Consider the following 26,183-nt stretch of genomic DNA (forward strand, 5'->3'; position numbering starts at 1 on the left):
TTCCCCCTGATCAGGGCGGCACGGACGGGGTGAACCGAAGAGCCGGACCACCGAAGCACCCAAACAGCATGACACATGCTGTGAACTAAGTCGTTGCGTGACATCATTCACGTTCGATACACGGTACGCTGCGCCTTCAGGCAGGGCACTCGGGTCGACTACGGAGGGGCGCAGAGGGTGGAAGCGGGCTGGGAGGACGTGCGGGCGGGGGAGTTGATCGACGGCCGCTACGAACTGGTCGATCCGATCGGCAAGGGAGGGATGGCTCAGATCTGGCGGGCCCATGACCGAAAGACCAGCCGACAGGTCGCCGTGAAGTTTCTGCGCCTGGACACCGAGGACCTCCGTCAGCTCGACACCCGGGAGCAGGAGGAAGAACTCGGACATCGGCGCCTCAGGTTCATTCGCGAGGCGGGCCTCCTCGCTTTCCTGAAACACCCCAACATCCCCGAGCAGTACGACTTCGGAACGCGCGGCGGGGTCCCCTACCTGGTCATGTACCACGTGGTGGGGATCAACCTGCGCACCTTCCTGCAGCGGTACACACCACTGACGCCCACCGTCGCCGTATCCGCCGCCGCGCAGATCGCCGCCGCCTTCGTCCATGCCCATGCGCTCGGCGTGGTGCACCGAGACCTGAAGCCGGACAACCTGATGATCTCCGAGCGGGGTGTGGCGTTCCTGATCGATTTCGGCATCGGCAAGCAGCTCGGAATCGAGTCCACCCTCACCCAGCCGGGTTCCACCCTCGGCACACCGGGCTATCGGGCACCGGAACAGATCCAGGGAGAGGAGGCCACCGCGGCCACGGATGTCTATTCGTTCTGCTGCGTGCTCTACGAACTCCTCACCGGAAGACCCCCGTTCGTCGCCAATGACCGGGACGGATCGGTGGAGCGCCAGCATCTGCGTACGGCGCCGCTGCGACCGAGCGACCTCGCGGCGGGGATCGACGACGCCTTGGACGAGCTCGCGCTCCGGGGGCTCGCCAAGGAACCGGAGAAGCGCCCGGCCATGCGGGAGATCCTCGATGTCTTGAGTGAGTTCACCCCCCGGCCCGGCGACCCCGAGCCCCGGCCGTGGCACCCCCACGACACCACGCGCCCCTTCCGGGTGCCCGACGAGAACACGGCCGCGGGCCGGTCACCCGAGCAGGAGTCGGCCGGGGGGAGCGGGGACGACGAGGACGGGGGATGGCTGGACCCGGACGCGATCGATCTGCTCTGCTCGGCGGCCCAGCGGGAGCTGGAGGAGGGTGAGCCCGGGGGCGCGGTGAGCGAACTCGCCGGGCTCGTGTCCCGCGTTCGCGAGGAGTGGGGACGACGCCCGCTGGTCCGGCAGGTCTGGGAGCTGACCGCCGGAGGGCTCTGGCTCGCGGGAGACTTCGGTGCCGCCGCGCGGCTCTACGACAACATCGCGGACGACCTGGTGCGCGGGAACAACCCCCGGGAGCGGGCCGACCGGGCGGTGTTCGGACTGCGTGCCGCCCGGTGCCGGCTGGAGTCCGACGGCGACACCGGGGCGGCGATCAACGTGGTCACCGAGGCCGGTTACATGGCGGCGACGCTGCCCGAGCCGTACGCCATGCAGGTGGAGACGGAGCGCCGCGAGGCGGCCGACCGCGTCTCGGAACTGCTCGCCGCACGGGACGGTGGACCGGATTCCGGTGCGACGCCCGGGCGGGGGTGACGTCACCGGGCCCGCCGGAGCACCCGGCGCTGTCCGACACGTGTCCGCCTTCCATGCGCCTGGTCTACTTCCCGTACACGAGGCGTCCCGCCGCGAGTTCGTCGCCGAGGTCCCGTCCCAGCTCCTTGGCGACGGTCCCCAGCCGTTCGGCCAGCCGCTCGAAGGCGGCCAGGTGCCGAAACGCGTCGCTGTACCGCTGCTGCTCCGGCAGGGCGAGTCGGCGCACCTGGAGTCGGCGCATATCGATCCGGGAGGAACTCGACGCATGGGTACCGGCGTGGCGGGCGTTGGCCGACGCCGTGAGCGAACCAGCCAGGAACCAGCGGTCAAGTACCTCCGGGTCGACCCGGATGGCGTGGATCTGTGGGCCCACCGCCATCGGCGGGCCTTCGTGGACCCAGGCCGAGAACTCCCTGGAGACACCGACGACCACCACGTCCCCGGATTCCACGACGACGGCGTCGTCCGGGTGCGCCCATCCGCGGGGGGATCCGTCCAGCAGTAGATCGGAGAGGGTCAGCAGCGGGATCCTCGCGTGCCGGGGCTCCAGTGTGGCCGCTTCGGCCGGATGGCGGCCCGAGCGGAGGGTGAGTGCCCCGGCCCGGGCGAGTTCGCCGACGGTGGCGTTCGGTTGATCCGCCGTGCCACTGCTGAGATCGAGGGCGGCCAGGCCGGCGCTTTCGGTCCGGAGACCGTCGAGCAGTTCGCCGACCTCGTTCCAGGAGTCGGCGAGCCGGGGTCCGGCGTGTCCCGAGGCCGACGTGATGTGGCGGCCGGGGGTGAGGTCCACCTCGTCGTCGAGGAGGTCGACGACGGGGATGACCGTGGCCCACGCGGTCGTGTCGGGGTCCTCGGCCGCCAGCCCGCCCCTTGCCCCGCCGACTGTCCCCCCGCCGATCGCGCCGGTGACGACGGACCGGACGAAAGCACCGAGTTCGCCCCACTCGGGGCCGTTCTCCCGGGCCGCGGACCGAGGAAACCGCGCGGCGGCGTCGACAAGCAGGAGCTCTCCAGGACCCGGCGGGCTCTCCCCCGCGACAGGCCGCCGCAGCACCCACAGGTGCAGCGAGACACTGTGCGGTGCGGCGGATCCGGGCGGGAGCGCCACCACGGCCCGCAGGGCACCCGTGCGCAGCAGCGATCCGCGGATTCTCCGGCCGGCCTTGCGCGCGGCCACGGTCGGCGGCAGCAGCAGGACGGCGCTGCCTCCGGGGCGGAGCCGGGCGAGGCAGTGCTGCACCCAGGCGAGCTCGGGTTCGGTGCGGGGCGGCATGCCGTGCGCCCACCGGGCGTCCGTGGCAAGGTCCTCGTACCCCCAGTCCCGTTCGTTGGAGGGCGGGTTGCAGAGCACCATGTCCGCCTGTGTACCGATGAGGGGATCCGCGCGGAGGGAATCCCCCGGCGCGACCACGGGCGCGGGCGCCGGCGCCCCGGGGCGCGGCAGCAGTGCGAGCCGCACGTCGGTGAGAGCGGTGAGCACCGGATCGCGGTCGCAGCCGAGAAGCGCGGCGGGCCGGTTCAGCGCGGCGGGGACGGCCGTCGCGGCGGCGGCGAGCAGATGGCCCGCACCGCAGGCGGGGTCGAGCACCGTGACGGGGTCCTCGCGCTGTTCGCCGGCGGCGGACTCGCGCACCCGCAGGGCGAGATCGGCCATGAGGTCGGCAAGCGGCTCGGGGGTGGTGGTGATCTGGCGTACGTGCGTGTCCAGCCAGCGGCGCAGCAGAAACATGAGGATGTCGGACGAACCCTCACGCCGCCCCAGCTCCACCGCGGCCCGCACCGGGCCCGATCCGGCGTCGTCGGGCCCGCCGCCGCTCTCCCCCCGGGCGAGCAGCCGTCCCGCGGCGGCGATGGCGAGCCCGGTCTCGTCACGGTCGCCCAGTGCCTCGAACCGGGGCCAGAGCCATTCGCGGCTCGTGACCTTCCCCAGCTTCCTGTTCTCCCTGAGCCATTTCTCGATGTCTGTCAGGGAGAAGTGCGGGCTCACATCGGTGCCGCCGATCCGCGGTGGAAAAGTGTCGTGGCGGCGGCGCCAGTTGCTCACGGCGGCCCGTCCCACCCCCGCGAGCCGGGCAATCTCTGCCAGGGTCACCGGTACGGCGGGGGGCGAGGTCATCACTTCTCCAGAGGCGTCGGCCGAGCGGAACCGGAGTGTCGGCTTGCGAGAGCGCTTGAGCAGGCAACCCCCTCGCACCTTTCCCGCTCCCGGGGCCAGGCTAACGCATGTTGACTTTGTTCACAGGTCCCGCCCCGCGCACTCGGCCGAGGCAGCATGGCTTCGGCGGCGGAGGTGTACGACGCGCTGCGACCGTTGCTACCCGGCACCGCCGGCGGGTCGCGCGCGCCCCGCGCCTTCAGCCCGGGGGACCCTCGGCGGCCGTTCGCCCTCCCCAGGGCCCGTGGCGGGCGTGAGAGCTTCGCGCGGTGAACACCGCGTCACCGGGGAGCGGGACGACACACCGCGCGCCGGCGCATGCGGACGAGGCTGATCGGTCACAGGTCATCGCTGGCATCGGGCGCCCGGGCGTACCGGCGGTGCACAAGACCGGGCGGCACGAGGGCGACACGCTGTTCATCGCCATGGAACGGATCGACGGCGCGGTGAAGGCCAACTGCTCGCCACCTTGACTGGGGCTGACCTGCCCGGCAAGGCGCCTGACACTCCATCAGAACGAGCGTCGAATGAGCGCCACGAGCGTCATTTCAGCGTCAAGATATCGCCCGTAACGCCCACACCGCACCTAACGCGCACGAATAAAACCACAGGTCAGGAGCCCTTGGCGGCCGGCTCCAGAATCACCACGCACTCCACGTGATGCGTCATCGGGAAGAAGTCGAAGGCCCGCAGCGTGCGCGGGCGGTAGCCGCCCTCCCGGAAGTACGCCAGGTCCCGGGCGAGGGCTGCCGGGTCGCAGGCGACGTAGGCGATGCGGCGGGCGCCGAGGGCCGAGAGGTGCTTGACCGTCTGCTTGCCCGCGCCCGCGCGGGGCGGGTCCAGGACGATGAGGTCCGTCTCGGTGATTCCGGTGCGCGGCAGCACCTGGTCGACCTTGCCCTGTTCGATCCGGACCCGGGGCAGGTCCTGGAGGTTGTGCCTGGCGTCCTCGGCCGCGCGCTTGCCGGATTCGATGCCGAGCACAGCGCCGGTCTCCCCGACGCGCTCCGCGATCGCCCCGGCGAACAGGCCCACTCCGCAGTACAGATCGAGCGCCGTCTCACCCTTTCTCGGCATCAGGCCCTGCATCACGGCCTCCACCAGCATCTGCGGCGCCTGCGGGTGGACCTGCCAGAAGCCGCCCATGCCGACGCGGTACGTACGGCCGTCGGCGCGCTCGCGGACGAAGGCGCGGCCGTGGACCCGGTGCACTCCCCCGTCGCGTTCGTCCACCCGCAGGACGGACACCGGCTTGTCCAGCTCCACCAGCGGCAGCCGGCCGCCCTCGCGCGGGGTGAGGATCACCTGCCGGTCGCCGGAGCCCGACGCCGCGATCGCCTCGACCGTGGCGATCTGCGGCCACTCACGCCGCTCCACGCCCAGTTCGCTGACGCCTTCCGTGGCGATCATGCAGTGCTCGACCGGCTCGACCTCGTGCGACCGGTGCTTGCGCAGCCCAGCGCGCCCGTCCTTGTCGATCGCGTACTGCACGCGCGAGCGCCAGGCCGGCACCTCGCCGGCGGGCAGCTTGTCGCCGGGGGCGGGCATGACCGTACCGTCCCAGCCCGCCTCCTCCGGGGTGAGGCCCGCGAGCCGCTGGAGCTGTTCGGCGATGACCTCGCCCTTGAAACGGCGCTGCGCGCCCGGCTTGGCGTGCTGCCAGTCGCAGCCGCCGCACCGGCCGGGGCCCGCGTACGGGCACGGAGCCTCGACCCGGTCCTTCGACGGCTCAATGATCTTCACCGCGTCGGCGCGGAGATAGCGGGAGTCCTCCTCGCCCTCCGTCACGCGCGCGACGATCTTCTCGCCGGGCAGGGCGTGCCGTACGAAGAGCACACGGCCCCCGGAGGTACGGGCGACGCAGTGGCCGCCATGAGCGACGGGGCCCACCTCGACCTCGTACTCCTCCCCGATCAGCGAAGCCTGCGGTTCTGTTGACATGGGAGGTGGCTCCAAAAGATCAGAGGAAAAGAAATCAGCGGAAAAGATAAGGGGCAAGGGGGAAACAGTGAGGGGGTGGACGACAGCCCACCAGTCTACGTGCGCGTCACCCACCCGGCCGCCACGAGCCAGTCCCTCGTCCGCGGCCCGCCCGCTCAGCCCCGGCCCCGCTCAGCCCTCCCGGCCCGCTCAGCCCCGGCCCCGGCCCCCCTCAGCCCTCCCGGCCCACTCAGCCCTTCCCTTCCGGCTCCTTCGGCCGCGAGTCCACCGGACCGCGCCTGACCGCACCCGGCGCCACATACGCCGCGCGCCTCTTCGCCCGCTTCTTCGCCAGCTCCGAGGACTCCAGCTGGTACGGCACCGAGGTGACCATCACCCCCGGAGTGAAGAGCAGCCGCCCCTTGAGCCGCAGCGCGCTCTGGTTGTGCAGCAGATGCTCGTACCAGCGGCCGACCACATACTCCGGGATGTAGACGCTCACCGCGTCGCGCGGATTCTCCGAGCGCAGACCGCGTACGTACTCGATCACCGGCCGGGTGATCTCGCGGTACGGGGAGTCGAGGATCTTCAGCGGTACGTTGATGCCGCGCCGCTCCCACTCCTCCCTCAGCTGCTTCGTCTCCGCCGGGTCGACATTGATGCTGAGCGCCTCCAGCGTGTCCGAGCGCATCAGCTTGGCGTACCCGAGGGCGCGCAGCGTGGGTTTGTGGACCTTGGAGACGAGCACGATCGAGTGCACCCGGGACGGCCGGACGCTGTCGTCGGACGGTCCCTCGGCAGCGGCGATCTCCGCCGAGACCCGGTCGTAGTGCTTTCGGATCGCGGTCATCGTCCCGTAGAAGATCACCATGCCGAGCAGCGCGACCCAGGCGCCATGGGTGAACTTGGTCGCCAGCACGACGACCAGCACCAGACCGGTGAAGAAGGCACCGAAGGTGTTGATCGCCCGGGACCGGATCATATGGCGGCGCTTGGCCGGGTCCCGCTCGGTCCGCAGATGGCGGTTCCAGTGCCGGACCATGCCGGTCTGGCTGAGCGTGAAGGAGACGAAGACACCGACGATGTAGAGCTGGATCAGCCGGGTGGAGTCCGCGCCGTAGAGGCCGACGAGCAGCGCGGCGGCCCCGGCCAGCACCACGATGCCGTTGGAGAAGGCCAGCCGGTCGCCGCGGGTGTGCAGCTGGCGCGGCAGATAGCGGTCCTGGGCGAGGATCGAGCCGAGCACCGGGAAGCCGTTGTACGCGGTGTTGGCGGCCAGGAAGAGGACCAGCGCGGTGGCCGCGGCGAGCAGGACGAACAGGAACGTGCCGCTGCCGAAGACGGCGGCGGCGACCTGCGAGATGACCGGGTTCTGCACATAGCCCGAGCCGACCGGGACGCCGTCGCGGAGCAGGTCCGTACCGGGCGACTCCGCCATCTTCACATCGGTGGCCATGGCCAGGACGATGATGCCGCAGAACATCGTGACGGCGAGGCCGCCCATCAGGGCGAGGGTCGTCGCCGCGTTCCTGCTCTTCGGCTTGCGGAAGGCCGGCACGCCATTGCTGATCGCCTCGACACCGGTCAGCGCGGCGCAGCCGGAGGAGAAGGCCCGCAGCAGCAGGAAGACCAGCGCGAAGCCGGCCAGGCCCTGATGCTCGGCCTTGATCTCGAAGTCGGACGTCGGGGCGTGCATGGTCTCGTTGAGTACGAGTCCCCGGAACGCGCCCCAGATGATCATGAGGAACACCCCGCCGACGAAGACATACGTCGGGATCGCGAAGAGCTTGCCGGACTCCCGTACGCCGCGCAGGTTCATCAGCGTGAGCAGCACGATTATCCCGATGGCGCAGAGGACCTTGTTCTCCACCACGAAGGGGATCGCGGATCCGAGGTTCTCCACGCCGGAGGAGATCGACACCGCCACGGTCAGTACGTAGTCGACGAGCAGCGCGCTGGCGACGGTGAGGCCGGCCTTGGGGCCGAGGTTGGTGGTGGCGACCTCGTAGTCGCCGCCGCCGCTCGGATAGGCGTGCACGTTCTGCCGGTACGACGCGACGACCGTGAACATCAGGACCACGACGGCCAGCGCGATCCAGGGGCTGAACTGGTACGCCGACACACCCGCGATGGACAGGACCAGAAGGACCTCTCCCGGCGCGTACGCCACCGAGGACAGCGGGTCGGAGGCGAAGACGGGCAGGGCGATGCGCTTGGGGAGAAGGGTCTCCCCGAGCCTGTCGCTACGCAGCGCCCGCCCGATCAGGATCCGTTTGGGCACGTCGGTCAGTTTGGACACGGAAGGGATCGTATGCGTTCGAACAAGACCGTGTGCGGGCACCACCCCTCACCTGCGGCCCGGCATGTCGGCGGGCCCCCGGTGGGTGCCGTCGATGCGCGACGTGCTCGGCGCGGGCGGCGATCCGTTCCTCATCCTCGGCATCTCGGCTCCGTCCGGGCGTTCCGTCACTCCGAGGTTCAGTCGCCGCCCCGCTCCGAGCCGCCCCGCTCCGAGCCGCCTCGTTCACAACGGGCGATCACATCGATCACATCGATCAGATCGCTGATCGTGTCGACGCTCACGGGGGAGAGGGGGAGAGATTGACCGCGCGCAGTGCCACACTCCGCGCTCCGGCGTCACGCGGCACGGGACCAGCCGACGGGGCACACGCCTGATCTCCCGTTCCTGGTTGCCGATACGGTGGGCCTGAGCGCGGACGAGGGCGACATCCCCGGCACCGCTCGGGCCCCTGACCGGCAGCCAGTCGGCACATGGTGCCCCGCGGGCCCCCAAGTGCCCGCAACGTGTTGCCCGGCGAGCCGAGAGAAGAGACATGAGCAGGATGTATACGCAGTTCAGGTGGGGTATGAGGAGTGCGGGGTAGGGCCGTGCATATTGTCATCATGGGCTGTGGCCGGGTGGGTGCCGCACTCGCGCAGAACCTGGAGCAGCAGGGGCACACCGTCGCCGTCATCGACCAGGACCCCACCGCGTTCCGGCGGCTCGGCTCCGGTTTCGGCGGCCGTCGCGTCAGCGGGGTCGGATTCGACCAGGACACCCTGCGCGACGCGGGGATCGAGGACGCCGGCGCCTTCGCCGCGGTGAGCAGCGGCGACAACTCCAACATCATCGCCGCCCGGGTGGCCCGCGAGATGTTCGGCATCGAGAACGTGGCCGCCCGTATCTACGACCCGAAGCGCGCCGAGGTCTACCAGCGGCTGGGCATCCCGACCGTGGCCACGGTCCGCTGGACCGCCGACCAGATGATGCGCCGGCTGCTGCCGTCCGGCGCGGAGCCGCTGTGGCGCGATCCGAGCGGCGGCGTACAACTCGCCGAGGTGCACACCGCGGAGAGCTGGATCGGCCACAAGATCAGCACGCTCCAGGAGGAGACGGGCGTCCGTGTCGCGTTTCTGACCCGGCTGGGCGAGGCGATGCTGCCGACGTCCCAGACGGTGCTGCAGGAGGGCGATCTCGTCCACGTGATGATGCGTACGGACGACATCGAGAAGGTCGAGGCGGCATTCGCCGAGGGCCCGGACGGAGGCGGGAACTGATGCGCGTCGCGATTGCCGGGGCAGGCGCGGTGGGCCGTTCCATCGCGGGTGAGCTGCTGGAGAACGGACACGAGGTCCTGCTGATCGACAAGGCGCCGTCCGCCATTTCGGTGGAGCGGGTGCCGCTGGCGGAATGGCTGCTGGCCGACGCCTGTGAGATCACGTCACTGGACGAGGCGGCGCTCCAGCGCTGCCACGTCGTGATCGCGGCGACGGGCGACGACAAGGTCAATCTGGTCGTCTCACTGCTCGCCAAGACCGAGTACGGCGTCCCACGGGTGGTGGCCCGGGTCAACAACCCCAAGAACGAATGGCTCTTCAACGAGTCCTGGGGGGTGGATGTCGCGGTCTCCACGCCGCGTCTGATGTCGGCGCTGGTCGAGGAGGCGGTGAGCGTCGGCGATCTCGTACGGCTGCTGCGCTTCAGCCATGGCGACGCGAACCTGGTCGAGCTGACGCTGCCGCCGGAGTCGGCCGTGACCGGCACGCAGGTCGGTGATGTGATCTGGCCCGAGGACACCTCGCTGGTCACGATCATCCGCGGGACGCGCGTCCTCACTCCGAATCCGGAGGAGACGCTGGAGGCGGGCGACGAGCTGCTGTTCGTGGCGGCCCAGGCCCGCGAGGAGCAGTTGGAGGATCTGCTGTCGGTACGCCGCGAGGACGCGGCCGGCTGACGCCCTGACACAGGACAGGCCGTACGGGCGAAAGCCTGCCCGTACGGCCTGTCCCGCGCCCAGAGACGGTCCGGGCGGACCGGTGACGATCGCCTACCGGCGGTGCCGTGGCCCCGACCCGTCCCCGGTCGGCGCGGCGACGGCGGCCGCGCGCTCCTTCTCGGCCCGCTCCTCCGCCTCCATCTCGGCGAACACATCGATCGGCGGCGGCGCCTTCGCCAGGAAGACCCAGGTCAGATAGACCGCCAGCAGGAACGGCGGGATCTTGAGCGCGATCAGAACCCAGCCGAACTGGGTGGTGTCCTGGTTGGTGTCCGCCCACCAGTAGAGCGGAAAGAGGATCGCGCACTTGGCGAGCAGGATCAGCCCCCAGGCCCAGCTGGCCTTGGCATAGGCCTTCTTGCGGCCCGGGTTACGGGTGCGCCAGGAGAGGTTCTCCTTGAAGATCGGGCCGAGGATCAGCCCGATCAGCGGCACGCCCGCGAGCGTGGTGGCGATGTACGCGACCGCCAGCCCCAGCGTGTAGATCATGCCGGGCAGATAGAAGTCCTTGGCGTCGCCGGTCATCATCGCGAAGACGACACCGAACGCGACACCGAAGACCCCGCTGAAGGCGTGCTTGACGGTGTCCCGGCGGATCAGCCGGACCACGACGAGCAGCAGCGAGACGGCCAGGGCGGCGATCGCCGATGTGTGCAGGTCCTTGTTGACCGTGAAGATCGTGACGAAGAGCAGGCCGGGGAGGACCGTCTCCACCATGCCGCGCAGGCCGCCGAAGGCCTCGAAAAGAGCCGCCTCGGTGGCGGCTTTCACATCGCCGTCCGAAGCGGCCGAAGCGGCCGAGGTGTCGGAGGAGGGAGATGAGGGAGATGAGGCGGTGGGGGAAGCGGTCGAGGCGGCGGGCTTGTCGGGTGACGTCACCGGCTACTCCTGTCCGAGTGGTCGGAGTTCGTATTTGGGATTGAACAGCACCCGCCGGCCGTGGCTCAGGGAGATCCGGCCGGAGGCGATCAGCTTGCGGCCCGGCTCTATGCCCACGATCGAGCGCCGGCCCAGCCACACCACGTCCAGCGGCGCGGTGCCGTCGAACAGCTCCGCCTCCAGCGCGGGCACTCCGGCCCGTGGACGCAAGGTGACCGTCCGCAACGTACCAGTCACCCGTACGATCTGGCGGTCGTTGCAGTCGGAGATCCGCGTACAGCCCGATGCCTGCGCGTCCTCCTGCAGTTCCTCGGACTCCAGATCCTCCTGGGAGCTGGAGAGCCGGTCGAGCATCCGGCGGAAGCGGCCGGTCGGCTTCTCAGCACTCATGGACAAAGCGTACCGGGGTATGGACGGGTCGGATCAACGCTCGAACCGATAGCCCATGCCCGGTTCGGTGACGAAGTGCCTGGGGTGCGACGGATCCGCCTCCAGCTTGCGGCGCAGCTGGGCCATATAGACCCGCAGATAGTTGGTCTCGGTGCCGTACGACGGGCCCCAGACCTCCTGGAGGAGCTGTTTCTGGCTGACCAGCCGGCCGGTGTTGCGTACGAGCACCTCCAGCAGATGCCACTCGGTCGGGGTGAGCCGTACGTCCCTGCCCTCGCGGTGGACCTTCTTGGCGGCCAGATCGACGGTGAACCCCTCGGTCTCCACGACCGAGACCGTCTCGTCGCCGTCGCCGCCGACCGGCTCGGCCCGCCGGACCGCGGCGCGCAGCCTGGCCAGCAGTTCGTCCATGCCGAAGGGCTTGGTGACATAGTCGTCGGCGCCCGCGTCCAGCGCCTCGACCTTCTCGTCGGAGGTGTGGCGCGCGGAGAGCACCAGGATCGGTACGCGGGTCCAGCCGCGCAGGCCCTTGATGACCTCGACGCCGTCCATGTCCGGGAGGCCGAGGTCGAGCACGACGACATCGGGATGGCGGGCGGCGGCCAGTTCCAGCGCGCTCGCGCCGTCGGACGCCGCCTCCACCTCGTACTTGCGTGCTCTCAGATTGATCACCAGCGCGCGTACGATCTGCGGCTCGTCGTCGACCACGAGCACCCGGGTCATAGGGGCCTGCCTTTCTGCTGTCCCGGTCATGTGAGGAACCGGGCGGGTGGTTCGGGACGTACCGGCTCTCGTCCGGACGCCGCTGAGAGGGTGAGGACCATGGTCAGACCGCCGCCGGGGGTGTCCTCGGCGGCCAGCGTGCCGCCCATCGCGTCCACGAAGCCACGGGCGACCGCGAGGCCGAGGCCGACTCCGGCCCCGCGCGGCGCGTCGCCGTGACGCTGGAAGGGTTCGAAGATCCGGTCCTTGGCATCGTCGGGGACGCCGGGGCCCCGGTCCACGACCCGTACCTCGACCCGCGCGCCCAGCGTGCTGGCCGCGACGGTGACGAGCCGTCCCTCGGGGCTGTACTTGACGGCGTTCTCGACGATATTGGCGACCGCGCGCTCCAGCAGACCGGGATCCACGGTCACCATGGGCAGGGATTCGGGTATGTCCAGCTCCACGCTGTTCTCCGGTACGCCGCCCAGTGCCCACGGGACCACCTCATCGAGGTCGATCTCCCGCATCAGCGGGGTGACGGTACCGGTCTGGAGCCGGGACATGTCGAGCAGATTGCCGACCAGATGGTCCAGCCGGTCGGCGCCGTGCTCGATGCCCTCCAGCAGTTCGGCCTGGTCCTCCTCGGACCACTCGACATCGTCGGAGCGCAGTGAGGTGACCGAGGCCTTGATGCCGGCCAGCGGGGTCCGCAGGTCGTGACTGACGGCCGCCAGCAGCGCCGTACGGATGCGGTTGCCCTCGGCGAGCGCACGGGCCTGTTCCGCCTCGCCCACCAGGCGCTGCCGGTCGAGTACGACGGCGGCCTGGGCGGCGAAGGCGGCGAGCACGCGCCGGTCCTCGGCGGGCAGCACGCGGCCGGAGAGCGCCAGCGCCATATGGTCGCCGACCGGCATGTCGACATCGGCGGACTCGGGGCGGTCGACGGGGTGCGGTCCGACGCTGCCGGCCCGGGTCCACGGCTCGACATCGCTCGTACGTTCGAGCAGTGCGACGGACTCCATGGCGAACGTCTCGCGTACCCGTTCGAGCAGCGCGTCCAGTGTGGTTTCCCCGCGCAGCACGCTGCCGGCCAGGAAGGAGAGGATCTCCGACTCGGCGCGCAGCCGGGACGCCTGGTGGGTACGGCGGGCCGCCAGATCCACCACGGACGCCACCGACACGGCCACCGCGAAGAAGATCACGATGGCGACCAGGTTCTTGGGGTCCGACACGGTCAGCGTGTGGGTGGGCGGCGTGAAGTAGAAGTTGAGCAGCAGCGAGCCCACGGCGGCCGACGCGAGGGCGGGCCGCAGTCCGCCGAGCAGCGCGGCCAGCACGGTCAGGAACAGGAACAGCAGGACATCGTTGGCGAGCCCCGGCGTGTTGTTCAGCGCCGTCAGCAGCAGCGAGAGCAGTACGGGCGCGGCCACCCCGGCCAGCCAGCCCCAGACGATCCGGGAGCGGCCGAGTCTGGCCCCGCGCGCCACTGGCAGCCCGCGCCCCTTGGCGGCCTCCTCGTGCGTGACGATATGGACGTCCAGATCGGGTCCGGACTCCCGGGCGACGGTGGCGCCGACTCCGGGCCCGAAGATGTACTGCCAGGTCTTGCGCCGGCTGGAGCCCAGCACGATCTGGGTGGCGTTGACCCCGCGCGCGAATTCGAGCAGCGCGGAGGGGATGTCGTCGCCGATGACATGGTGGAAGGTGCCGCCCAGGTCCTCCACCAGGGTGCGCTGGACCGTCAGTTCCTTGGGCGAGGCGGCGGTCAGGCCGTCGCTCCTGGCTATGTAGACGGCCAGGATCTCGCTGCCGGAGCCCTTCGCGGCCATCCGGGCGGCGCGCCGGATGAGCGTACGTCCCTCCGGTCCGCCGGTGAGGCCGACGACGATGCGCTCCCTGGCCTGCCAGGTGGAGCGGATGTTGTGCTCGCCGCGGTACTGCTGGAGGTATTCGTCCACCCGGTCGGCGACCCAGAGCAGCGCCAGCTCACGCAGCGCGGTGAGGTTGCCGGGGCGGAAGTAGTGCGAGAGCGCCGCGTCGACCTTGTCGGGCTTGTAGACATTGCCGTGCGCCATGCGCCGCCGCAGCGCCTGGGGCGACATGTCGACAAGCTCGATCTGGTCGGCGCGGCGCACCATCTCGTCGGGGACGGTCTCCTGCTGCCGTACTCCGGTTATCGACTCGACGACATCGCCGAGTGACTCCAGATGCTGGATATTGACCGTGGACACGACCTCGATCCCGGCCTTGAGCAGTTCCTCGACGTCCTGCCAGCGCTTGGCGTTGCGGGAGCCCGGCACATTGGTGTGTGCCAGTTCGTCGACCAGGGCGACGGCCGGACGGCGCTCAAGCACCGCGTCGATGTCCATCTCCGTGAAGACCGTCCCGCGGTAATCGAGCTCGCGCCGCCGGACCGCTTCGAGTCCGTGCAGCATCACTTCCGTACGCGGCCGGTCATGATGCTCGACGAACGCCACGACACAGTCCGTGCCGCGCTCCACCCTGCGATGCGCCTCGGAGAGCATCGCGTATGTCTTGCCGACGCCCGGTGCCGCACCCAGGTAGATACGAAGCTTGCCGCGTCCCATGGCCCCATTGTCTTCCAGAAGAGCCACCGCGCCCGACGCGCCGACCGTGTCGAAACTACAGCCAGGGATGCGGACAAAAGGGGCGGCACCGGTCTCGTGAGTCGGTCTTGACACGATTCTGATGGTCAGCCGATCAACTCCCGAAGCGCGACGTTCAGCGCGAGGACATTCACCCGGGGTTCCCCGACGAAGCCGAGAACGCGCTGCTGGGTGTGGTCCTTGACCAGTTTCTCCACCTGCTGGACGGAGAGCTGGTTCCGCTCGGCCACCCGGTGGACCTGGAGCTGGGCGTACGCCGGTGAGATGTCCGGGTCGAGGCCGGAGCCCGAGGAGGTGACGGCGTCCGGCGGTACGGCGGAGGCCGGGACCCGGTAACCGGGGGTGGAGTTGTCCTTGATCACCGCGGCCTTGGCGTCCTTGACCCACTTGATCAGCTCTTCGTTGTCGCCCGACCGGTTGGTGGCCCCGGAGAGGATCAGCTTGTACTGGGTGTTGACGCTGTTGCTGCCCAGGCCGTTGGACGGGCGCGGCTGGAACCACTTGAGGTCGGGCTCCGGGGTCTCCTGGCCCTTCTTCAGCGGCAGGTCGTAGCGCTGGCCGATGAGCGAGGAGCCGACGACCTCGCCGGCCTCCTTGACCTCCGACCCGTTCGCCCGGTGGGGGAAGAGGCCCTGGGCGACGCCGGTGACGGCCAGCGGGTAGAGCACCCCGCACAGGACGGTGAGGACGAGGAGAGCGCGCGCCCCGGCCCCGAGGAGCCGTGCGGTGTTGCGTGCCGAGCTGTTCATGGATGTCATGCCGTTCACCCGATGCCGGGGATGAGGGAGAGGAGCAGATCGATGATCTTGATGCCGATGAAGGGGGCGATCAGTCCGCCGAGGCCGTAGATCCCCAGATTCCTGCGGAGCATCCTGTCGGCGCTCATCGGCCGGTAGCGCACGCCCCTGAGCGCGAGCGGTACGAGCGCGACGATGATCAGCGCGTTGAAGATGACCGCGGAGAGGATCGCGGACTCCGGCGAGGACAGCCGCATGATGTTGAGCTTGTCCAGGCTCGGATAGACGACCGCGAACATCGCGGGGATGATCGCGAAGTACTTCGCGACGTCATTGGCGATGGAGAAGGTCGTCAGCGCGCCACGGGTGATGAGCAGCTGCTTGCCGATGCCGACGATCTCGATGAGCTTGGTCGGGTTGGAGTCCAGGTCCACCATGTTCCCGGCCTCCTTGGCGGCCGACGTACCGGTGTTCATGGCCACGCCGACATCCGCCTGCGCCAGCGCCGGGGCGTCGTTCGTCCCGTCGCCGGTCATCGCGACGAGCTTGCCGCCCGCCTGCTCACTCCGGATGAGGGCCATCTTGTCCTCGGGGGTGGCCTCGGCGAGGAAGTCGTCCACACCGGCCTCCTCCGCGATCGCCCGTGCGGTCAGCGGGTTGTCACCGGTGATCATGACGGTCTTGATGCCCATACGGCGCAGCTCGTCGAACCGCTCCCGCATCCCCTCCTTGACCACGTCCTTGAGGTGGATGACACCGAGCACCCGGGCACCGCCGGTGTCGTCCTCCAGGGCGACCAGCAGGGGCGTACCACCGGCCTCAGAGATCGCGTCGGTGAGTTCCCGGGTGTCCTCGGACACCGGGCCGCCGCGCTCGCGGACCCAGGCGGCGACCGAACCGGCCGCGCCCTTGCGTACCTTGCGCCGCACCCCGTTCTCCACGAGGTCGACACCGGACATCCGGGTCTGGGCGGTGAAGGCGGCCCACTCGGCGCCGGCCAGCTCGCCCTGGTGGCGCTCGCGCAGCCCGTACTTCTCCTTGGCCAGCACCACGATGGAGCGGCCCTCGGGGGTCTCGTCGGCCAGGGAGGAGAGCTGGGCCGCGTCGGCGAGCTCGGCCTCCGTCACACCCTTGACCGGAACGAACTCGGCGGCCTGCCGGTTGCCGAGGGTGATCGTGCCGGTCTTGTCGAGCAGCAGAGTCGACACATCGCCCGCGGCCTCGACCGCACGCCCCGACATGGCGAGCACGTTCCGCTGTACGAGCCGGTCCATGCCGGCGATGCCGATCGCGGAGAGCAGCGCGCCGATGGTGGTCGGGATCAGACAGACCAGCAGCGCGATCAGCACGATCACCGGCTGGCGCTGGCCCGCGTAGACGGCGAACGGCTGGAGCGTGACGACCGCGAGCAGGAAGACGATCGTCAACGAGGCCAGCAGGATGTTCAGCGCGATCTCATTGGGCGTCTTCTGTCTGGCCGCACCCTCCACCAGCGCGATCATCCGGTCGATGAAGGTCTCGCCGGGCTTCGTGGTGATCTTGATGACGATGCGGTCGGAGAGGACCTTCGTACCGCCGGTGACGGCCGAGCGGTCGCCGCCCGACTCCCGGATGACGGGCGCCGATTCACCGGTGATGGCCGACTCGTCGACAGAGGCGACGCCTTCGACCACATCGCCGTCGCCGGGGATGATGTCGCCGGCCTCGCAGACGACCAGATCGCCGACGCACAGCTCCGTGCCGGGCACCCGCTCCTCGTGTGCGCCGACGATCCGGCGGGCGACGGTGTCGGTCTTGGCCTTGCGCAGGGTGTCGGCCTGCGCCTTGCCACGCCCCTCGGCGACCGCCTCCGCCAGATTCGCGAAGATCGTCGTCAGCCAGAGCCAGGCGGCCACGGCCCAGCCGAACCAGTCCCCGGGGCTCAGCGCGGCGAAGACGGTGCTGAGGACGGACCCGATGAGGACCACGAACATCACGGGCGACTTGGCCATCGACCGCGGGTCGAGCTTCCTCACCGCCTCCGGGAAGGAGCGCAGCAGCTGCTTGGGGTCGAACAGGCCCCCGCCGACGCGTCCGTCATCGGGTTTGTGCCCGGTGGGAACATCGCTGTGCGGCGCGCGGGCCGGAGTGGTACTGGACATCGCGTCCTCTTGCTTCGTACGAGTGTTCATGACGCCAGCCCCTCGGCCAGCGGGCCCAGCGCCAGCGCCGGGAAGTAGGTCAGGCCGGCGACGATCAGGATCGTGCCCACCAGCACTCCGCTGAACAGCGGTTTCTCCGTGCGGAGTGTGCCCGCGGTCTTGGGTACGGGGCTCTGCTCGGCGAGCGATCCGGCCAGCGCGAGGACGAACACCATGGGCACGAAGCGGCCGAGCAGCATCGCCAGCCCGATCGTGGTGTTGAACCACTGGGTGTCCGCGTTGAGCCCGGCGAACGCCGAACCGTTGTTGTTGGCGCCCGAGGTGTACGCGTAAAGGATCTCGGAGAAGCCGTGCGGCCCCGAGTTGGTCAGGGAGTTCGTCGGGGTGGGCAGCGCCATCGCCACGGCGGTGAAGCAGAGCACCAGCGCCGGGGTGATCAGGATGTAGCAGGCGGCGAACTTGATCTGGCGGCTGCCGATCTTCTTGCCCAGATACTCGGGCGTACGTCCGACCATCAGACCCGCGATGAACACCGCGATGACGGCCATGATCAGCATGCCGTAGAGACCGGAGCCGACCCCGCCCGGCGCGATCTCACCGAGCTGCATGCCCAGCATCGCGATACCGCCGCCGAACCCGGTGAACGAGGAGAGGAAGGAGTTGACCGCGCCGGTCGAGGTGAGGGTGGTGGCCACCGCGAAGATCGACGAGCCGCCGACTCCGAAGCGGGTCTCCTTGCCCTCCAGGGCGCCGCCCGCGATGTCGAACGCCGGGCCGCCGTGGTGGAACTCGGTCCACATCATCAGCGCCGTGAAGCCGAGCCAGATCACCAGCATCGCGACGAGGATCGCGTACCCCTGCCGGAGGCTGCCCACCATCCGGCCGAAGGTGCGGGTCATCGCGAACGGGATGAGCAGGATCAGGAAGATCTCGAAGAGGTTCGAGATCGGGTTGGGGTTCTCGAAGGGGTGGGCGGAGTTGGCGTTGAAGTAACCGCCGCCGTTGGTGCCCAGCTCCTTGATGACCTCCTGGGAGGCGACGGCGCCGCCGTTCCACTGCTGCGAGCCGCCCATGAACTGCCCGACCTCATGGATACCCGCGAAGTTCTGGATGGCGCCGCAGGCGACCAGGACGAGCGCGCCGATGACAGAGATCGGCAGCAGGATCCGGACGGTGCCGCGCACCAGGTCCGACCAGAAGTTGCCCAGCTCACCGGTGCGGGAGCGGGCGAAGCCGCGTACCAGCGCCACCGCGACGGCCATGCCGACGGCGGCGGAGAGGAAGTTCTGCACCGCGAGACCGCCGGTCTGTACGACATGGCCCATGGCCTGTTCGCCGTAGTACGACTGCCAGTTGGTGTTGGAGACGAAGGACGCGGCCGTGTTGAACGCCTGGTCCGGATCGATCGACGCGAAGCCGAGCGAGCCCGGCAGACCGCCCTGGACCCGCTGGAGCAGATACAGGAAGAGGACGCTGACCGCGGAGAAGGCGAGGACACCACGCAGATAGGCGGGCCAGCGCATCTCGGTGGCGGGATTGGCGCCGATGGCGCGGTAGATCCACTTCTCGGCCCTCAGATGCCTGGGCGAGGAGTAGACACGCGCCATGTGGTCACCGAGCGGGCGGTACGCCAGAGCGAGCGCCGCTATGAGGGCGAGCAGCTGGAGCACACCGGCGAGGACGGGGCTCATCACTCAGAACCTCTCGGGGAAGAGAAGGGCGAGGACGAGATAGCCCAGCAGGGCGACGGCCACGACCAGGCCGACGATGTTCTCCGCGGTCATAGCTTCGTCACCCCCTTGGCGATGAGGGCCACCAGCGCGAAGACCGCGATCGTGGTGACGACGAAGGCCAGGTCGGCCATCGGGTGCTCCTGAATGAGTACGGAAGATCTGACCCCCTTGAGGAAACCCGCTGATCCGGCGGACTCCGCCTCTGTTGACGGGTCCCATACGAATGAGGGCCCCCGCTTGACGAACTTCCTACGGTCACGCCCGTGACCTGTGAAAAGGCCGGTGGAAACAGCAATGGGCCGCACCCCTCGACGGGGTGCGGCCCACGCTATTTCCGATCAGGTGTCAGCGCACTTCGGTGATCTCCGGACCACGCTGGAGCTGTCCCATGCCACCGGAGAAGCGGGATCCCTCCTGCTCCTCCTGCTGAACGCCCTCGGCCACCATCTGCGCGTCGTCCGGCAGCTTGAGGACGATGGGGTCGCGGGGCGCCATCGGTCCCTCGCCGCGTACGACGACGGTGTCCCGGAAGATCTGCTCAAGCAGCCCCGCGGCCTCGGGCTGCACCGCACCCTGCCCGGAGATCACACCGCGCAGGAACCAGCGCGGTCCGTCGACCCCGATGAAGCGCACCAGCTGTACGCCTCCGGTGCCGTCCGGCAGCTGTACGGGGACCTGGGCGCGCAGCTCCCAGCCCAGCGGACCCTCGACCTCGTCGATGATGCCGCCCTGCTGGGTGATACCGGAGGCGATCTCCTCGCGGACCTCGCCCCAGATACCTTCCTTCTTGGGCGCCGCGAAGGCCTGGAGCTGTACGGCGCTGTCGCGCACGACGACGGTGGCGGCGACGATCGCGTCACCGGCGACCTCTACCCGAAGCTCCATGCCGTCGACCGCGGGGACGAAGACGCCCCCCAGATCCACCCGGCCCTCTTCGGGCTTGGAGACCTCGGAGATGTCCCAGGGACCGTCGGGCCTGGGCGCCGGCGGAAGGTTCGCCCGGCGGGGTGCGTCCCCCGCCTCGCTGTCATCGGCGTCCACGCCGACGCCGTCGGTGAGCTGCCCGGCCTCGCCCGCTGCGTCCGCCGTGCCCTCTGCGGAACCACTCTTCTTGCGACGTCCGAACACGTCACTGTCCTTCCCGGTCGGATACGACCGAAGCGTATCGATTCCCACCCTGTACCCCGCCCACGGCGGAATGACCACCGGTGGAGCCGAAGCCCCCCTCGGCCCGCGCGGAGCCGGGAAGTTCCGCCACCTCGTGGAAGCGCACCTTCTCGACCCGCTGGACGATCAGCTGGGCAATCCGGTCGAACCGCTCGAATCGAACGCTCTCGCGCGGGTCCAGATTGACCACGATCACCTTGATCTCTCCACGGTACCCGGCATCCACCGTCCCGGGGGCATTCACCAGGGCGACACCGCAGCGGGCGGCCAGCCCGGAGCGGGGGTGCACGAAGGCCGCGTAGCCGTCGGGCAGGGCGATGGCCACCCCCGTCGGCAGGACCGCCCGCTCGCCGGGGGCGAGCTCCGCTGCCTCGGTGGTGACCAGATCGACTCCCGCGTCGCCCGGGTGCGCGTACGACGGAAGCGGAGCCTCCGGATCGACCCGGCGGATCAGCACGTCAAGGGGGCCGGCAGGGGCAGGACTCATGGGTTCACCTCGAAGGCGCGGGCGCGCTTGATCTGGTCGGGATCGGCCATCGCCGCCCGGATCTCCTCCTGGCGGCCGTTGTCGATGAAATGATCGATCTTGACCTCGATGAAAAGGGCATCGGCACGGATGGCGACGGGTCCCTCGGGGCCGCCGAGCCTGCCGGTGGCGGTGGAGTAGATCTTCCGCCCGTGGACGGCCGTGGCCTCGGCCTCCAGATACAGCGACGTGCCCACCGGTACGGGCCGCAGGAACTCGGTCTGGAGCCGGCCGGTCACGGCGACCACCCGCAGCAGCCAGTTCAGCGAGCCGAGCGTCTCGTCCAGCGCGGTGGCCAGCACACCGCCGTGCGCGAGCCCGGGGGCGCCCTGGTGGGCGGGCTTGACCGTGAACTCGGCGATGATACGGACGCCCTCACCGGCGCGCGCCAGCATCTGGAGTCCATGGGGCTGTGCCTCGCCGCAGCCGAAACAATGTTCGTAGTGCGCCCCGAGCGGCTCACCGGGAGCGGGGGCGTCGGGGTGCCGTACCGGCGGTACGGCGTCGGCCGGCGGTGTCAGGGGCCCCGGCCCCGCTGGGGATCCGGGGGGCGTTCCCCGGGATGGCACGTTACTCACAGGCGCAGACCTTACCCGCGCGGTCGCCCGGGAACCGCACCGTGCCAAGCTTGGCTCCATGGAGCCTTCCGCCGTGCGCTACGACGAACGCCTGACCGCCCCCCCGTCCTGGTGGGGGATCGCCGCCCTGATCGCCGTCGCGGGCGGTCTGATCACGCTGCCGTTGGGGCCGCTGCCGATGCTCGGCGGGGTGATCGGCGCCGGCGCGCTGGCGGCGGCGGGGGTGAGTTCGTACGGCTCGGCGCGGATCCGGGTGGCGGCGGACTCGCTGGTCGCGGGCGAGGCGAGGATCCCGGTCTCTGCGCTCGGTGACGCGGAGGTGCTCGACGAGGAGGAGGCGCGGGCCTGGCGGCAGCACAAGGCCGACCCGCGCGCCTTCATGCTCCTGCGCAGCTATGTGCCGACGGCACTGCGCGTGGAGATCACGGACCCGGACGACCCGACGCCGTACGTATATGTGTCGACACGCGACCCGAAGGCACTGGCGGCGGCGCTGGACGCGGTACGGGCCGCCTGAGAGCCCGCTCGGGGGCCGGCGGGCCTGGTGGGCCCCTGGGGGGCCGGTGGGCCTAGTGGCCCAGTTCCCTGGGCAGTTCCGCGGGAAGCTCGGCGGGCCTCTCCAGCGGGGGCAGCGCGGGCAGCGCGCCCCAGGGGATCTGGCGGGCCCGCAGGTCCTTGCGGATGCGCTCGGCGACCTTCTTGGTGTCCCGCCGGTTCATCATCGCGCCGACGGCCGCTCCGATCATGAACGGAACCAGATTCGGCAGGCTGCGGACCGTGCGCTTCATGATCTGCTGCCGCAGCTCACGCTTCATCCGGCCGCTCAGCGCGCCGTTGAAGGTCGACGGTTTGGTGATGTCGACCCCGCGCTCCTCCGTCCAGGAGGTCAGATAGGCGGCGCTGCGCTCCCTGAGCGTGCCGGGCGGGCGCAGTCCGTAGACCTCGTGCAGCTCCGCGATGAGCTTCAGCTCGATCGCGGCGACGGCGGTGATCTCGGCTGCCAGCTCGGCCGGCATCGCGGGCGGTACGGGCATCATCGCGGCCGCGCCGATACCCGCGCCGACTGTGGAGGTGCTGTTCGCGGCGCCCGCGACCAGCTTGTCCGCCAGTTCCTCCGGACCGAGGCCCGGGAACTGCTTGCGGAGGGTGGCGAGATCGCGGACCGGAACCCGAGGAGCGTTCTCGATGATCCGGTCGGCGAGATGGGCCAGCGCGGCCTTCGCGCTGTCGCCGCCCCTGCGTACACCCCGTTTGATGGTGTCCAGGCGCCGGCCCCCGGTCTTGGGGCCGCCGTGGTCTTCCCGGTCCGCTTCGAGCGAGGCCGGCAGGCCTCGCTCGTCGTCCCCCGTGCCGGAACGGGGCGACAGGGCGGAGTGCTCGGCAGCGGGCTGAACGCCTTCTGCCGGGCCTGTGCCGCCCTCATACACCTCCGGTGAACCCTTACGCCGGAAGCGCCGTTTCCGGAACGGTGTGTCGCCTGCCACGGCCGTCCTGACCTCAGTCGCAGTCGCGGCAGATGGGCTGGCCGTTCTTCTCCCTGGCGAGCTGGGAGCGGTGGTGCACCAGGAAGCAGCTCATGCAGGTGAACTCATCCGCCTGCCTGGGCAGCACCCGGACGGACAGCTCCTCGTTGGAGAGATCCGCGCCGGGCAGTTCCAGGCCCTCGGCCTGCTCGAACTCGTCGACGTCGACCGCTGACGTGGACTTGTCGTTCCGACGGGCCTTCAGCTCTTCAAGGCTGTCCTGATCGACGTCGTCATCGGTCTTGCGTGGGGTGTCGTAATCCGTTGCCATGTCGCTCTCCCCCTCTGGGTGTCTGTGGTGTCTCAGCGCGGGTAACGCGTGAGAGGCCGGACTTGTGCCCGACCTGAGGCGGAGATTTTGCCTCACATCAAGGTCTGTTACTCAATCGACACCCAACCGGACTCACGTGGAGTGATCGGCTTCAGGTGGCGAAGGGGACCGTACACGGTCCCAACGTCGTACTTCACGGGCGCCACCCCGTGTACTTCCCGTGATCCCGACCCCTGGAAACCCGGACTTTACCGGCTTTCCGTTGAAGGCTTGATCACGCAGAGTGGATAGGCGGGAATTCGACCCTGTGATCGATCACACATGGGCCCGGCGAAAATCGATGGCGAGAATTCCGCGCAAAGCGAACAAAGCAAATCTTCCGCCCGAACACTCCGCGCAGTCTCTCAGACCGGGAGAGTGACACGCATCACGAGTCCACCGCCTTCGCGCGGTTCGGCGTGAATTCGTCCACCATGGGCGCGCGCGACAGATCTGGCGATCGAAAGGCCGAGGCCAACGCCCTTGTCACTGCCGGTGCGCTCCGTCCGCAGCCGCCGGAACGGCTCGAACAGATTATCGATCTCGTACGCGGGAACCACGGGACCGGTGTTCGACACCACCAAGATCGCCTGGCCCTGCTCGGTCGCGGTGGTGACCTCAACCCAGCCGCCCTCCGGGATGTTGTACCGGACGGCATTCTGCACCAGATTCAGCGCGATCCTTTCCAGCAGGACGCCGTTCCCCTGCACGACGGCGGGCACACGTTCACCACGGATCTCCACCCCCTTCGCCTCCGCCTCGGAGAGCGTCTGGTCCACAGCACGGGTCGCGACCTCGCCGAGATCGACCGGTTTTCGCTCCACGATCTCGTTGTCGCTGCGGGCGAGCAGCAGCAGGCCCTCCACCAGCTGCTCACTGCGCTCGTTGGTGGCCAGCAGGGTCTTGCCCAGCTGCTGGAGCTCCACGGGCGCCCCCGGATCGGAGAGATGGACCTCCAGCAGGGTGCGGTTGATGGCGAGCGGTGTTCTCAGCTCGTGCGAGGCGTTCGCGACGAACCGCTGCTGCGCGCTGAACGCCCGCTCCAGCCGGTCCAGCATCTCGTCGAAGGTGTCGGCCAGCTCCTTGAGCTCGTCGTCGGGGCCGTCCAGCTCGATGCGCCGGGACAGGTCGGAGCCGACCACGCGCCGCGCGGTGCGGGTGATCCGGCCCAGCGGCGAGAGGACCCGGCCGGCCATCGCGTACCCGAAGGCGAACGCGATGACGCTGAGGCCGACCAGCGCGAAGAGCGAGCGGCTGAGCAGATCGTCGAGCGCCTGCTGGCGCTGGTGGTTGACGCAGCTGTTCATCGCCGCGTTGAACTCCTCCGGGGGCGCCTGGTCCGGGAAGTTGCAGACGTCGCTGCTCACCTTTCCCGACACGATCTTGAAGGGCAGCTCGCTGCCCACGTGCAGCGCCTGCGCGGCCAGCAGATAGATGATCGAGAGCAGCAGGATGCCAGCGATCAGGAACATTCCGCCGTAGAGCAGCGTGAGCCGTATCCGGATGGTCGGACGCACCCAGGGGAGCGACTGGTCGGGGCGTCTGGGGTCCCAGGTCGGTTTCGGGGGCGCCGCGGGCGGCACAGGGGGCGCGGGTGTGCTCATCACGCGCATCAGATCCGGTAACCGGAGCCGGGCACCGTGACGATCACCGGTGGCTCACCGAGCTTGCGGCGCAGCGTCATGACGGTCACGCGCACGACATTGGTGAACGGGTCCGTGTTCTCGTCCCACGCCTTCTCCAGCAGTTGCTCGGCCGAGACGACCGCGCCCTCGCTGCGCATGAGGACTTCGAGCACCGCGAATTCCTTGGGGGCGAGCTGGATCTCCCTGCCGTCGCGGAAGACCTCGCGGCGGTTGGGGTCGAGCTTGATCCCGGAGCGCTCCAGCACGGGAGGCAGCGGTACGGTCGTACGGCGGCCGAGCGCCCGTACCCGCGCGGTCAGCTCGCTGAACGCGAAGGGCTTGGGCAGATAGTCGTCCGCGCCCAGCTCCAGCCCCTCGACCCGGTCGCTGACATCGCCCGAGGCCGTGAGCATGAGGACCCGGGTGGGCATCCCCAGCTCGACGATCTTCCGGCAGACGTCGTCGCCGTGGACGACGGGCAGGTCGCGGTCGAGCACCACCACGTCGTAGTCGTTCACCCCGATGCGCTCCAGCGCCGCCGCGCCGTCGTACACGACGTCGACGGCCATGGCCTCCCGGCGCAGTCCGGTGGCCACCGCATCGGCGAGCAGCTGCTCGTCCTCGACGACGAGTACGCGCACGTCGCTGTTCCTTCCTCTGGGCCCGTCACCCGTGATCAGGGCAGGTTGTATCACTGGCTGTGCGGGCCCATCCTGCCCTTAACGGCCATAAACCGGCGGTAAGACGATGCCGGATGACCTGGCACATCCGGGAATGGACCGGATTCGTTGATGCGTTGAGGTTTCTCGGCGGCGGACCGTGGGGAAGACGATTTCACACCCGAGATCACGCCCTGTTTGTGGCATGCCACACCCTTATCTGTCATCCAGAGGCAGTGGGTGCGTGATCTTCCCGCCGTCGGCACACCCCCGTGCCACCGACCACGACGTCGGCACACCCCCGTGCCACTGACCCACGACGAGGGGGCGCAATGGACGCGTTCACCGCCGGGCTTCTGCAGCGTATAAAGGCCACGGAAACGGATCTCACCCATGCCCGTGAAACGGGCGACGACTTCCTCGCGGATGTCGAACAGGAAGAGCTGGACGACCTTCGCCGGCTTGCCGCCGAGCACGGCGTGGATGTGGAGGTAGGCGCCCCCAGCGGCGTCTGACCCGCACCGCGGTCGTACAGACACAGT

The 26,183-nt window shown here is 69.5% G+C and carries 24 protein-coding genes; 6 read left to right on the forward strand and 18 right to left on the reverse strand.

Annotated features, from left to right (window positions below; translation table 11 throughout):
- Positions 1 to 177 precede the first annotated feature (177 nt).
- On the forward strand, positions 178 to 1,689 hold the full coding sequence (locus tag ACFRMN_RS27590) for a serine/threonine-protein kinase (protein ID WP_383024049.1): 1,512 nt from the start codon (positions 178 to 180) through the stop codon (positions 1,687 to 1,689).
- Positions 1,690 to 1,753: 64 nt separating this feature from the next.
- Here ACFRMN_RS27590 and ACFRMN_RS27595 read toward each other — a convergent pair whose 3' ends face one another.
- Positions 1,754 to 3,805, reverse strand: a complete 2,052-nt coding sequence (locus ACFRMN_RS27595) for an N-6 DNA methylase (RefSeq protein ID WP_383024052.1) — start codon at positions 3,803 to 3,805, stop codon at positions 1,754 to 1,756.
- A gap of 308 nt (positions 3,806 to 4,113) precedes the next feature.
- On the opposite strand from ACFRMN_RS27595, the gene ACFRMN_RS27600 reads away from it, so the two are divergent.
- Complete coding sequence (locus ACFRMN_RS27600) at positions 4,114 to 4,317, forward strand: hypothetical protein (RefSeq protein ID WP_383024054.1); 204 nt, start codon at positions 4,114 to 4,116, stop codon at positions 4,315 to 4,317.
- Positions 4,318 to 4,456: 139 nt separating this feature from the next.
- Here the strand turns inward: ACFRMN_RS27600 and ACFRMN_RS27605 are convergent, their stop codons facing one another.
- Both ACFRMN_RS27605 and ACFRMN_RS27610 read right to left on the reverse strand, forming a co-directional pair.
- Positions 4,457 to 5,785 (reverse strand): class I SAM-dependent RNA methyltransferase, encoded by a 1,329-nt coding sequence (locus ACFRMN_RS27605; RefSeq protein WP_383024057.1) that lies wholly within the window; start codon positions 5,783 to 5,785, stop codon positions 4,457 to 4,459.
- Between the two features lie 229 nt (positions 5,786 to 6,014).
- Positions 6,015 to 8,063: an APC family permease gene (locus ACFRMN_RS27610; protein WP_383024059.1), complete on the reverse strand. Its 2,049-nt coding sequence runs from the start codon at positions 8,061 to 8,063 to the stop codon at positions 6,015 to 6,017.
- A 590-nt stretch (positions 8,064 to 8,653) separates the two neighbouring features.
- On the opposite strand from ACFRMN_RS27610, the gene ACFRMN_RS27615 reads away from it, so the two are divergent.
- Positions 8,654 to 9,322, forward strand: coding sequence for a TrkA family potassium uptake protein (locus ACFRMN_RS27615; protein ID WP_030350197.1), 669 nt, complete (start codon positions 8,654 to 8,656; stop codon positions 9,320 to 9,322).
- Positions 9,322 to 9,999, forward strand: coding sequence for a potassium channel family protein (locus ACFRMN_RS27620; protein ID WP_383024062.1), 678 nt, complete (start codon positions 9,322 to 9,324; stop codon positions 9,997 to 9,999). Before ACFRMN_RS27615 ends, ACFRMN_RS27620 begins: the two co-directional genes overlap by 1 nt.
- 93 nt (positions 10,000 to 10,092) lie before the next feature.
- On the opposite strand, the gene ACFRMN_RS27625 is transcribed toward ACFRMN_RS27620, so the two are convergent.
- The 11 genes from ACFRMN_RS27625 to ACFRMN_RS27675 all read right to left on the reverse strand — a co-directional run bounded on the left by ACFRMN_RS27625 (position 10,093) and on the right by ACFRMN_RS27675 (position 21,524).
- Positions 10,093 to 10,812: a DUF3159 domain-containing protein gene (locus ACFRMN_RS27625; protein WP_383024162.1), complete on the reverse strand. Its 720-nt coding sequence runs from the start codon at positions 10,810 to 10,812 to the stop codon at positions 10,093 to 10,095.
- A gap of 111 nt (positions 10,813 to 10,923) precedes the next feature.
- Positions 10,924 to 11,310, reverse strand: coding sequence for an OB-fold nucleic acid binding domain-containing protein (locus tag ACFRMN_RS27630; protein ID WP_165372066.1), 387 nt, complete (start codon positions 11,308 to 11,310; stop codon positions 10,924 to 10,926).
- 33 nt (positions 11,311 to 11,343) lie between these two features.
- On the reverse strand, positions 11,344 to 12,033 hold the full coding sequence (locus ACFRMN_RS27635; RefSeq protein WP_383024065.1) for a response regulator: 690 nt from the start codon (positions 12,031 to 12,033) through the stop codon (positions 11,344 to 11,346).
- Between the two features lie 26 nt (positions 12,034 to 12,059).
- Positions 12,060 to 14,603, reverse strand: a complete 2,544-nt coding sequence (locus ACFRMN_RS27640; protein WP_383024068.1) for a DUF4118 domain-containing protein — start codon at positions 14,601 to 14,603, stop codon at positions 12,060 to 12,062.
- A gap of 125 nt (positions 14,604 to 14,728) precedes the next feature.
- Positions 14,729 to 15,391 (reverse strand): potassium-transporting ATPase subunit C, encoded by a 663-nt coding sequence (locus ACFRMN_RS27645; protein ID WP_383024165.1) that lies wholly within the window; start codon positions 15,389 to 15,391, stop codon positions 14,729 to 14,731.
- 14 nt (positions 15,392 to 15,405) lie between these two features.
- On the reverse strand, positions 15,406 to 17,550 hold the full coding sequence (kdpB, locus tag ACFRMN_RS27650; protein WP_383024071.1) for a potassium-transporting ATPase subunit KdpB: 2,145 nt from the start codon (positions 17,548 to 17,550) through the stop codon (positions 15,406 to 15,408).
- Complete coding sequence (gene kdpA / locus ACFRMN_RS27655; protein WP_383024073.1) at positions 17,547 to 19,211, reverse strand: potassium-transporting ATPase subunit KdpA; 1,665 nt, start codon at positions 19,209 to 19,211, stop codon at positions 17,547 to 17,549. Before kdpA ends, kdpB begins: the two co-directional genes overlap by 4 nt.
- 3 nt (positions 19,212 to 19,214) lie before the next feature.
- A complete protein-coding gene (gene kdpF, locus ACFRMN_RS27660) occupies positions 19,215 to 19,304 on the reverse strand; it encodes a K(+)-transporting ATPase subunit F (protein WP_037727062.1) in 90 nt (29 codons plus the stop codon).
- Between the two features lie 294 nt (positions 19,305 to 19,598).
- A complete protein-coding gene (locus ACFRMN_RS27665; RefSeq protein WP_383024076.1) occupies positions 19,599 to 20,381 on the reverse strand; it encodes a DUF3710 domain-containing protein in 783 nt (260 codons plus the stop codon).
- 1 nt (position 20,382) lies between these two features.
- Entirely contained in the window at positions 20,383 to 20,907 is a 525-nt protein-coding gene (gene dut, locus ACFRMN_RS27670) for a dUTP diphosphatase (RefSeq protein WP_383024079.1), read from the reverse strand.
- Complete coding sequence (locus ACFRMN_RS27675; RefSeq protein ID WP_383024081.1) at positions 20,904 to 21,524, reverse strand: PaaI family thioesterase; 621 nt, start codon at positions 21,522 to 21,524, stop codon at positions 20,904 to 20,906. The genes dut and ACFRMN_RS27675 overlap by 4 nt, the downstream gene beginning before the upstream one ends.
- Positions 21,525 to 21,582: 58 nt before the next feature.
- Between ACFRMN_RS27675 and ACFRMN_RS27680 the strand changes: the two genes are divergently transcribed.
- The gene (locus tag ACFRMN_RS27680; RefSeq protein WP_383024083.1) at positions 21,583 to 22,041 is read left to right on the forward strand and encodes a DUF3093 domain-containing protein; all 459 of its coding nucleotides are present in this window, start codon (positions 21,583 to 21,585) and stop codon (positions 22,039 to 22,041) included.
- A 52-nt stretch (positions 22,042 to 22,093) separates the two neighbouring features.
- On the opposite strand, the gene ACFRMN_RS27685 is transcribed toward ACFRMN_RS27680, so the two are convergent.
- The 4 genes from ACFRMN_RS27685 to ACFRMN_RS27700 all read right to left on the reverse strand — a co-directional run bounded on the left by ACFRMN_RS27685 (position 22,094) and on the right by ACFRMN_RS27700 (position 25,623).
- Positions 22,094 to 23,008: a hypothetical protein gene (locus ACFRMN_RS27685; protein ID WP_383024086.1), complete on the reverse strand. Its 915-nt coding sequence runs from the start codon at positions 23,006 to 23,008 to the stop codon at positions 22,094 to 22,096.
- 13 nt (positions 23,009 to 23,021) lie between these two features.
- A complete protein-coding gene (locus ACFRMN_RS27690; protein ID WP_030350183.1) occupies positions 23,022 to 23,318 on the reverse strand; it encodes a DUF4193 domain-containing protein in 297 nt (98 codons plus the stop codon).
- A gap of 404 nt (positions 23,319 to 23,722) precedes the next feature.
- The gene (locus ACFRMN_RS27695; protein WP_383024089.1) at positions 23,723 to 24,961 is read right to left on the reverse strand and encodes a sensor histidine kinase; all 1,239 of its coding nucleotides are present in this window, start codon (positions 24,959 to 24,961) and stop codon (positions 23,723 to 23,725) included.
- An 8-nt stretch (positions 24,962 to 24,969) separates the two neighbouring features.
- Positions 24,970 to 25,623, reverse strand: coding sequence for a response regulator transcription factor (locus ACFRMN_RS27700; RefSeq protein WP_030350181.1), 654 nt, complete (start codon positions 25,621 to 25,623; stop codon positions 24,970 to 24,972).
- Between the two features lie 350 nt (positions 25,624 to 25,973).
- Here ACFRMN_RS27700 and ACFRMN_RS27705 point away from each other — a divergent pair, with 350 nt between their 5' ends.
- Positions 25,974 to 26,156: a hypothetical protein gene (locus ACFRMN_RS27705; protein WP_351390653.1), complete on the forward strand. Its 183-nt coding sequence runs from the start codon at positions 25,974 to 25,976 to the stop codon at positions 26,154 to 26,156.
- Positions 26,157 to 26,183: the final 27 nt, after the last annotated feature.

It is taken from the genome of Streptomyces sp. NPDC056835, assembly GCF_042789485.1.
Taxonomy (GTDB): domain Bacteria; phylum Actinomycetota; class Actinomycetes; order Streptomycetales; family Streptomycetaceae; genus Streptomyces.

Bases quoted from the DNA above. Each gene is read 5' to 3' on its own strand.
- ACFRMN_RS27595 (WP_383024052.1), bottom strand. From the start codon at position 3,805: ATGACCTCGCCCCCCGCCGTACCGGTGACCCTGGCAGAGATTGCCCGG.
- ACFRMN_RS27605 (WP_383024057.1), bottom strand. From the start codon at position 5,785: ATGTCAACAGAACCGCAGGCTTCGCTGATCGGGGAGGAGTACGAGGTC.
- ACFRMN_RS27620 (WP_383024062.1), top strand. From the start codon at position 9,322: ATGCGCGTCGCGATTGCCGGGGCAGGCGCGGTGGGCCGTTCCATCGCG.
- ACFRMN_RS27630 (WP_165372066.1), bottom strand. From the start codon at position 11,310: ATGAGTGCTGAGAAGCCGACCGGCCGCTTCCGCCGGATGCTCGACCGG.
- ACFRMN_RS27635 (WP_383024065.1), bottom strand. From the start codon at position 12,033: ATGACCCGGGTGCTCGTGGTCGACGACGAGCCGCAGATCGTACGCGCG.
- ACFRMN_RS27640 (WP_383024068.1), bottom strand. From the start codon at position 14,603: ATGGGACGCGGCAAGCTTCGTATCTACCTGGGTGCGGCACCGGGCGTC.
- ACFRMN_RS27645 (WP_383024165.1), bottom strand. From the start codon at position 15,391: ATGAACAGCTCGGCACGCAACACCGCACGGCTCCTCGGGGCCGGGGCG.
- kdpB (WP_383024071.1), bottom strand. From the start codon at position 17,550: ATGAACACTCGTACGAAGCAAGAGGACGCGATGTCCAGTACCACTCCG.
- kdpA (WP_383024073.1), bottom strand. From the start codon at position 19,211: ATGAGCCCCGTCCTCGCCGGTGTGCTCCAGCTGCTCGCCCTCATAGCG.
- kdpF (WP_037727062.1), bottom strand. From the start codon at position 19,304: ATGACCGCGGAGAACATCGTCGGCCTGGTCGTGGCCGTCGCCCTGCTG.
- dut (WP_383024079.1), bottom strand. From the start codon at position 20,907: ATGAGTCCTGCCCCTGCCGGCCCCCTTGACGTGCTGATCCGCCGGGTC.
- ACFRMN_RS27680 (WP_383024083.1), top strand. From the start codon at position 21,583: ATGGAGCCTTCCGCCGTGCGCTACGACGAACGCCTGACCGCCCCCCCG.
- ACFRMN_RS27690 (WP_030350183.1), bottom strand. From the start codon at position 23,318: ATGGCAACGGATTACGACACCCCACGCAAGACCGATGACGACGTCGAT.
- ACFRMN_RS27695 (WP_383024089.1), bottom strand. From the start codon at position 24,961: ATGAGCACACCCGCGCCCCCTGTGCCGCCCGCGGCGCCCCCGAAACCG.
- ACFRMN_RS27705 (WP_351390653.1), top strand. From the start codon at position 25,974: ATGGACGCGTTCACCGCCGGGCTTCTGCAGCGTATAAAGGCCACGGAA.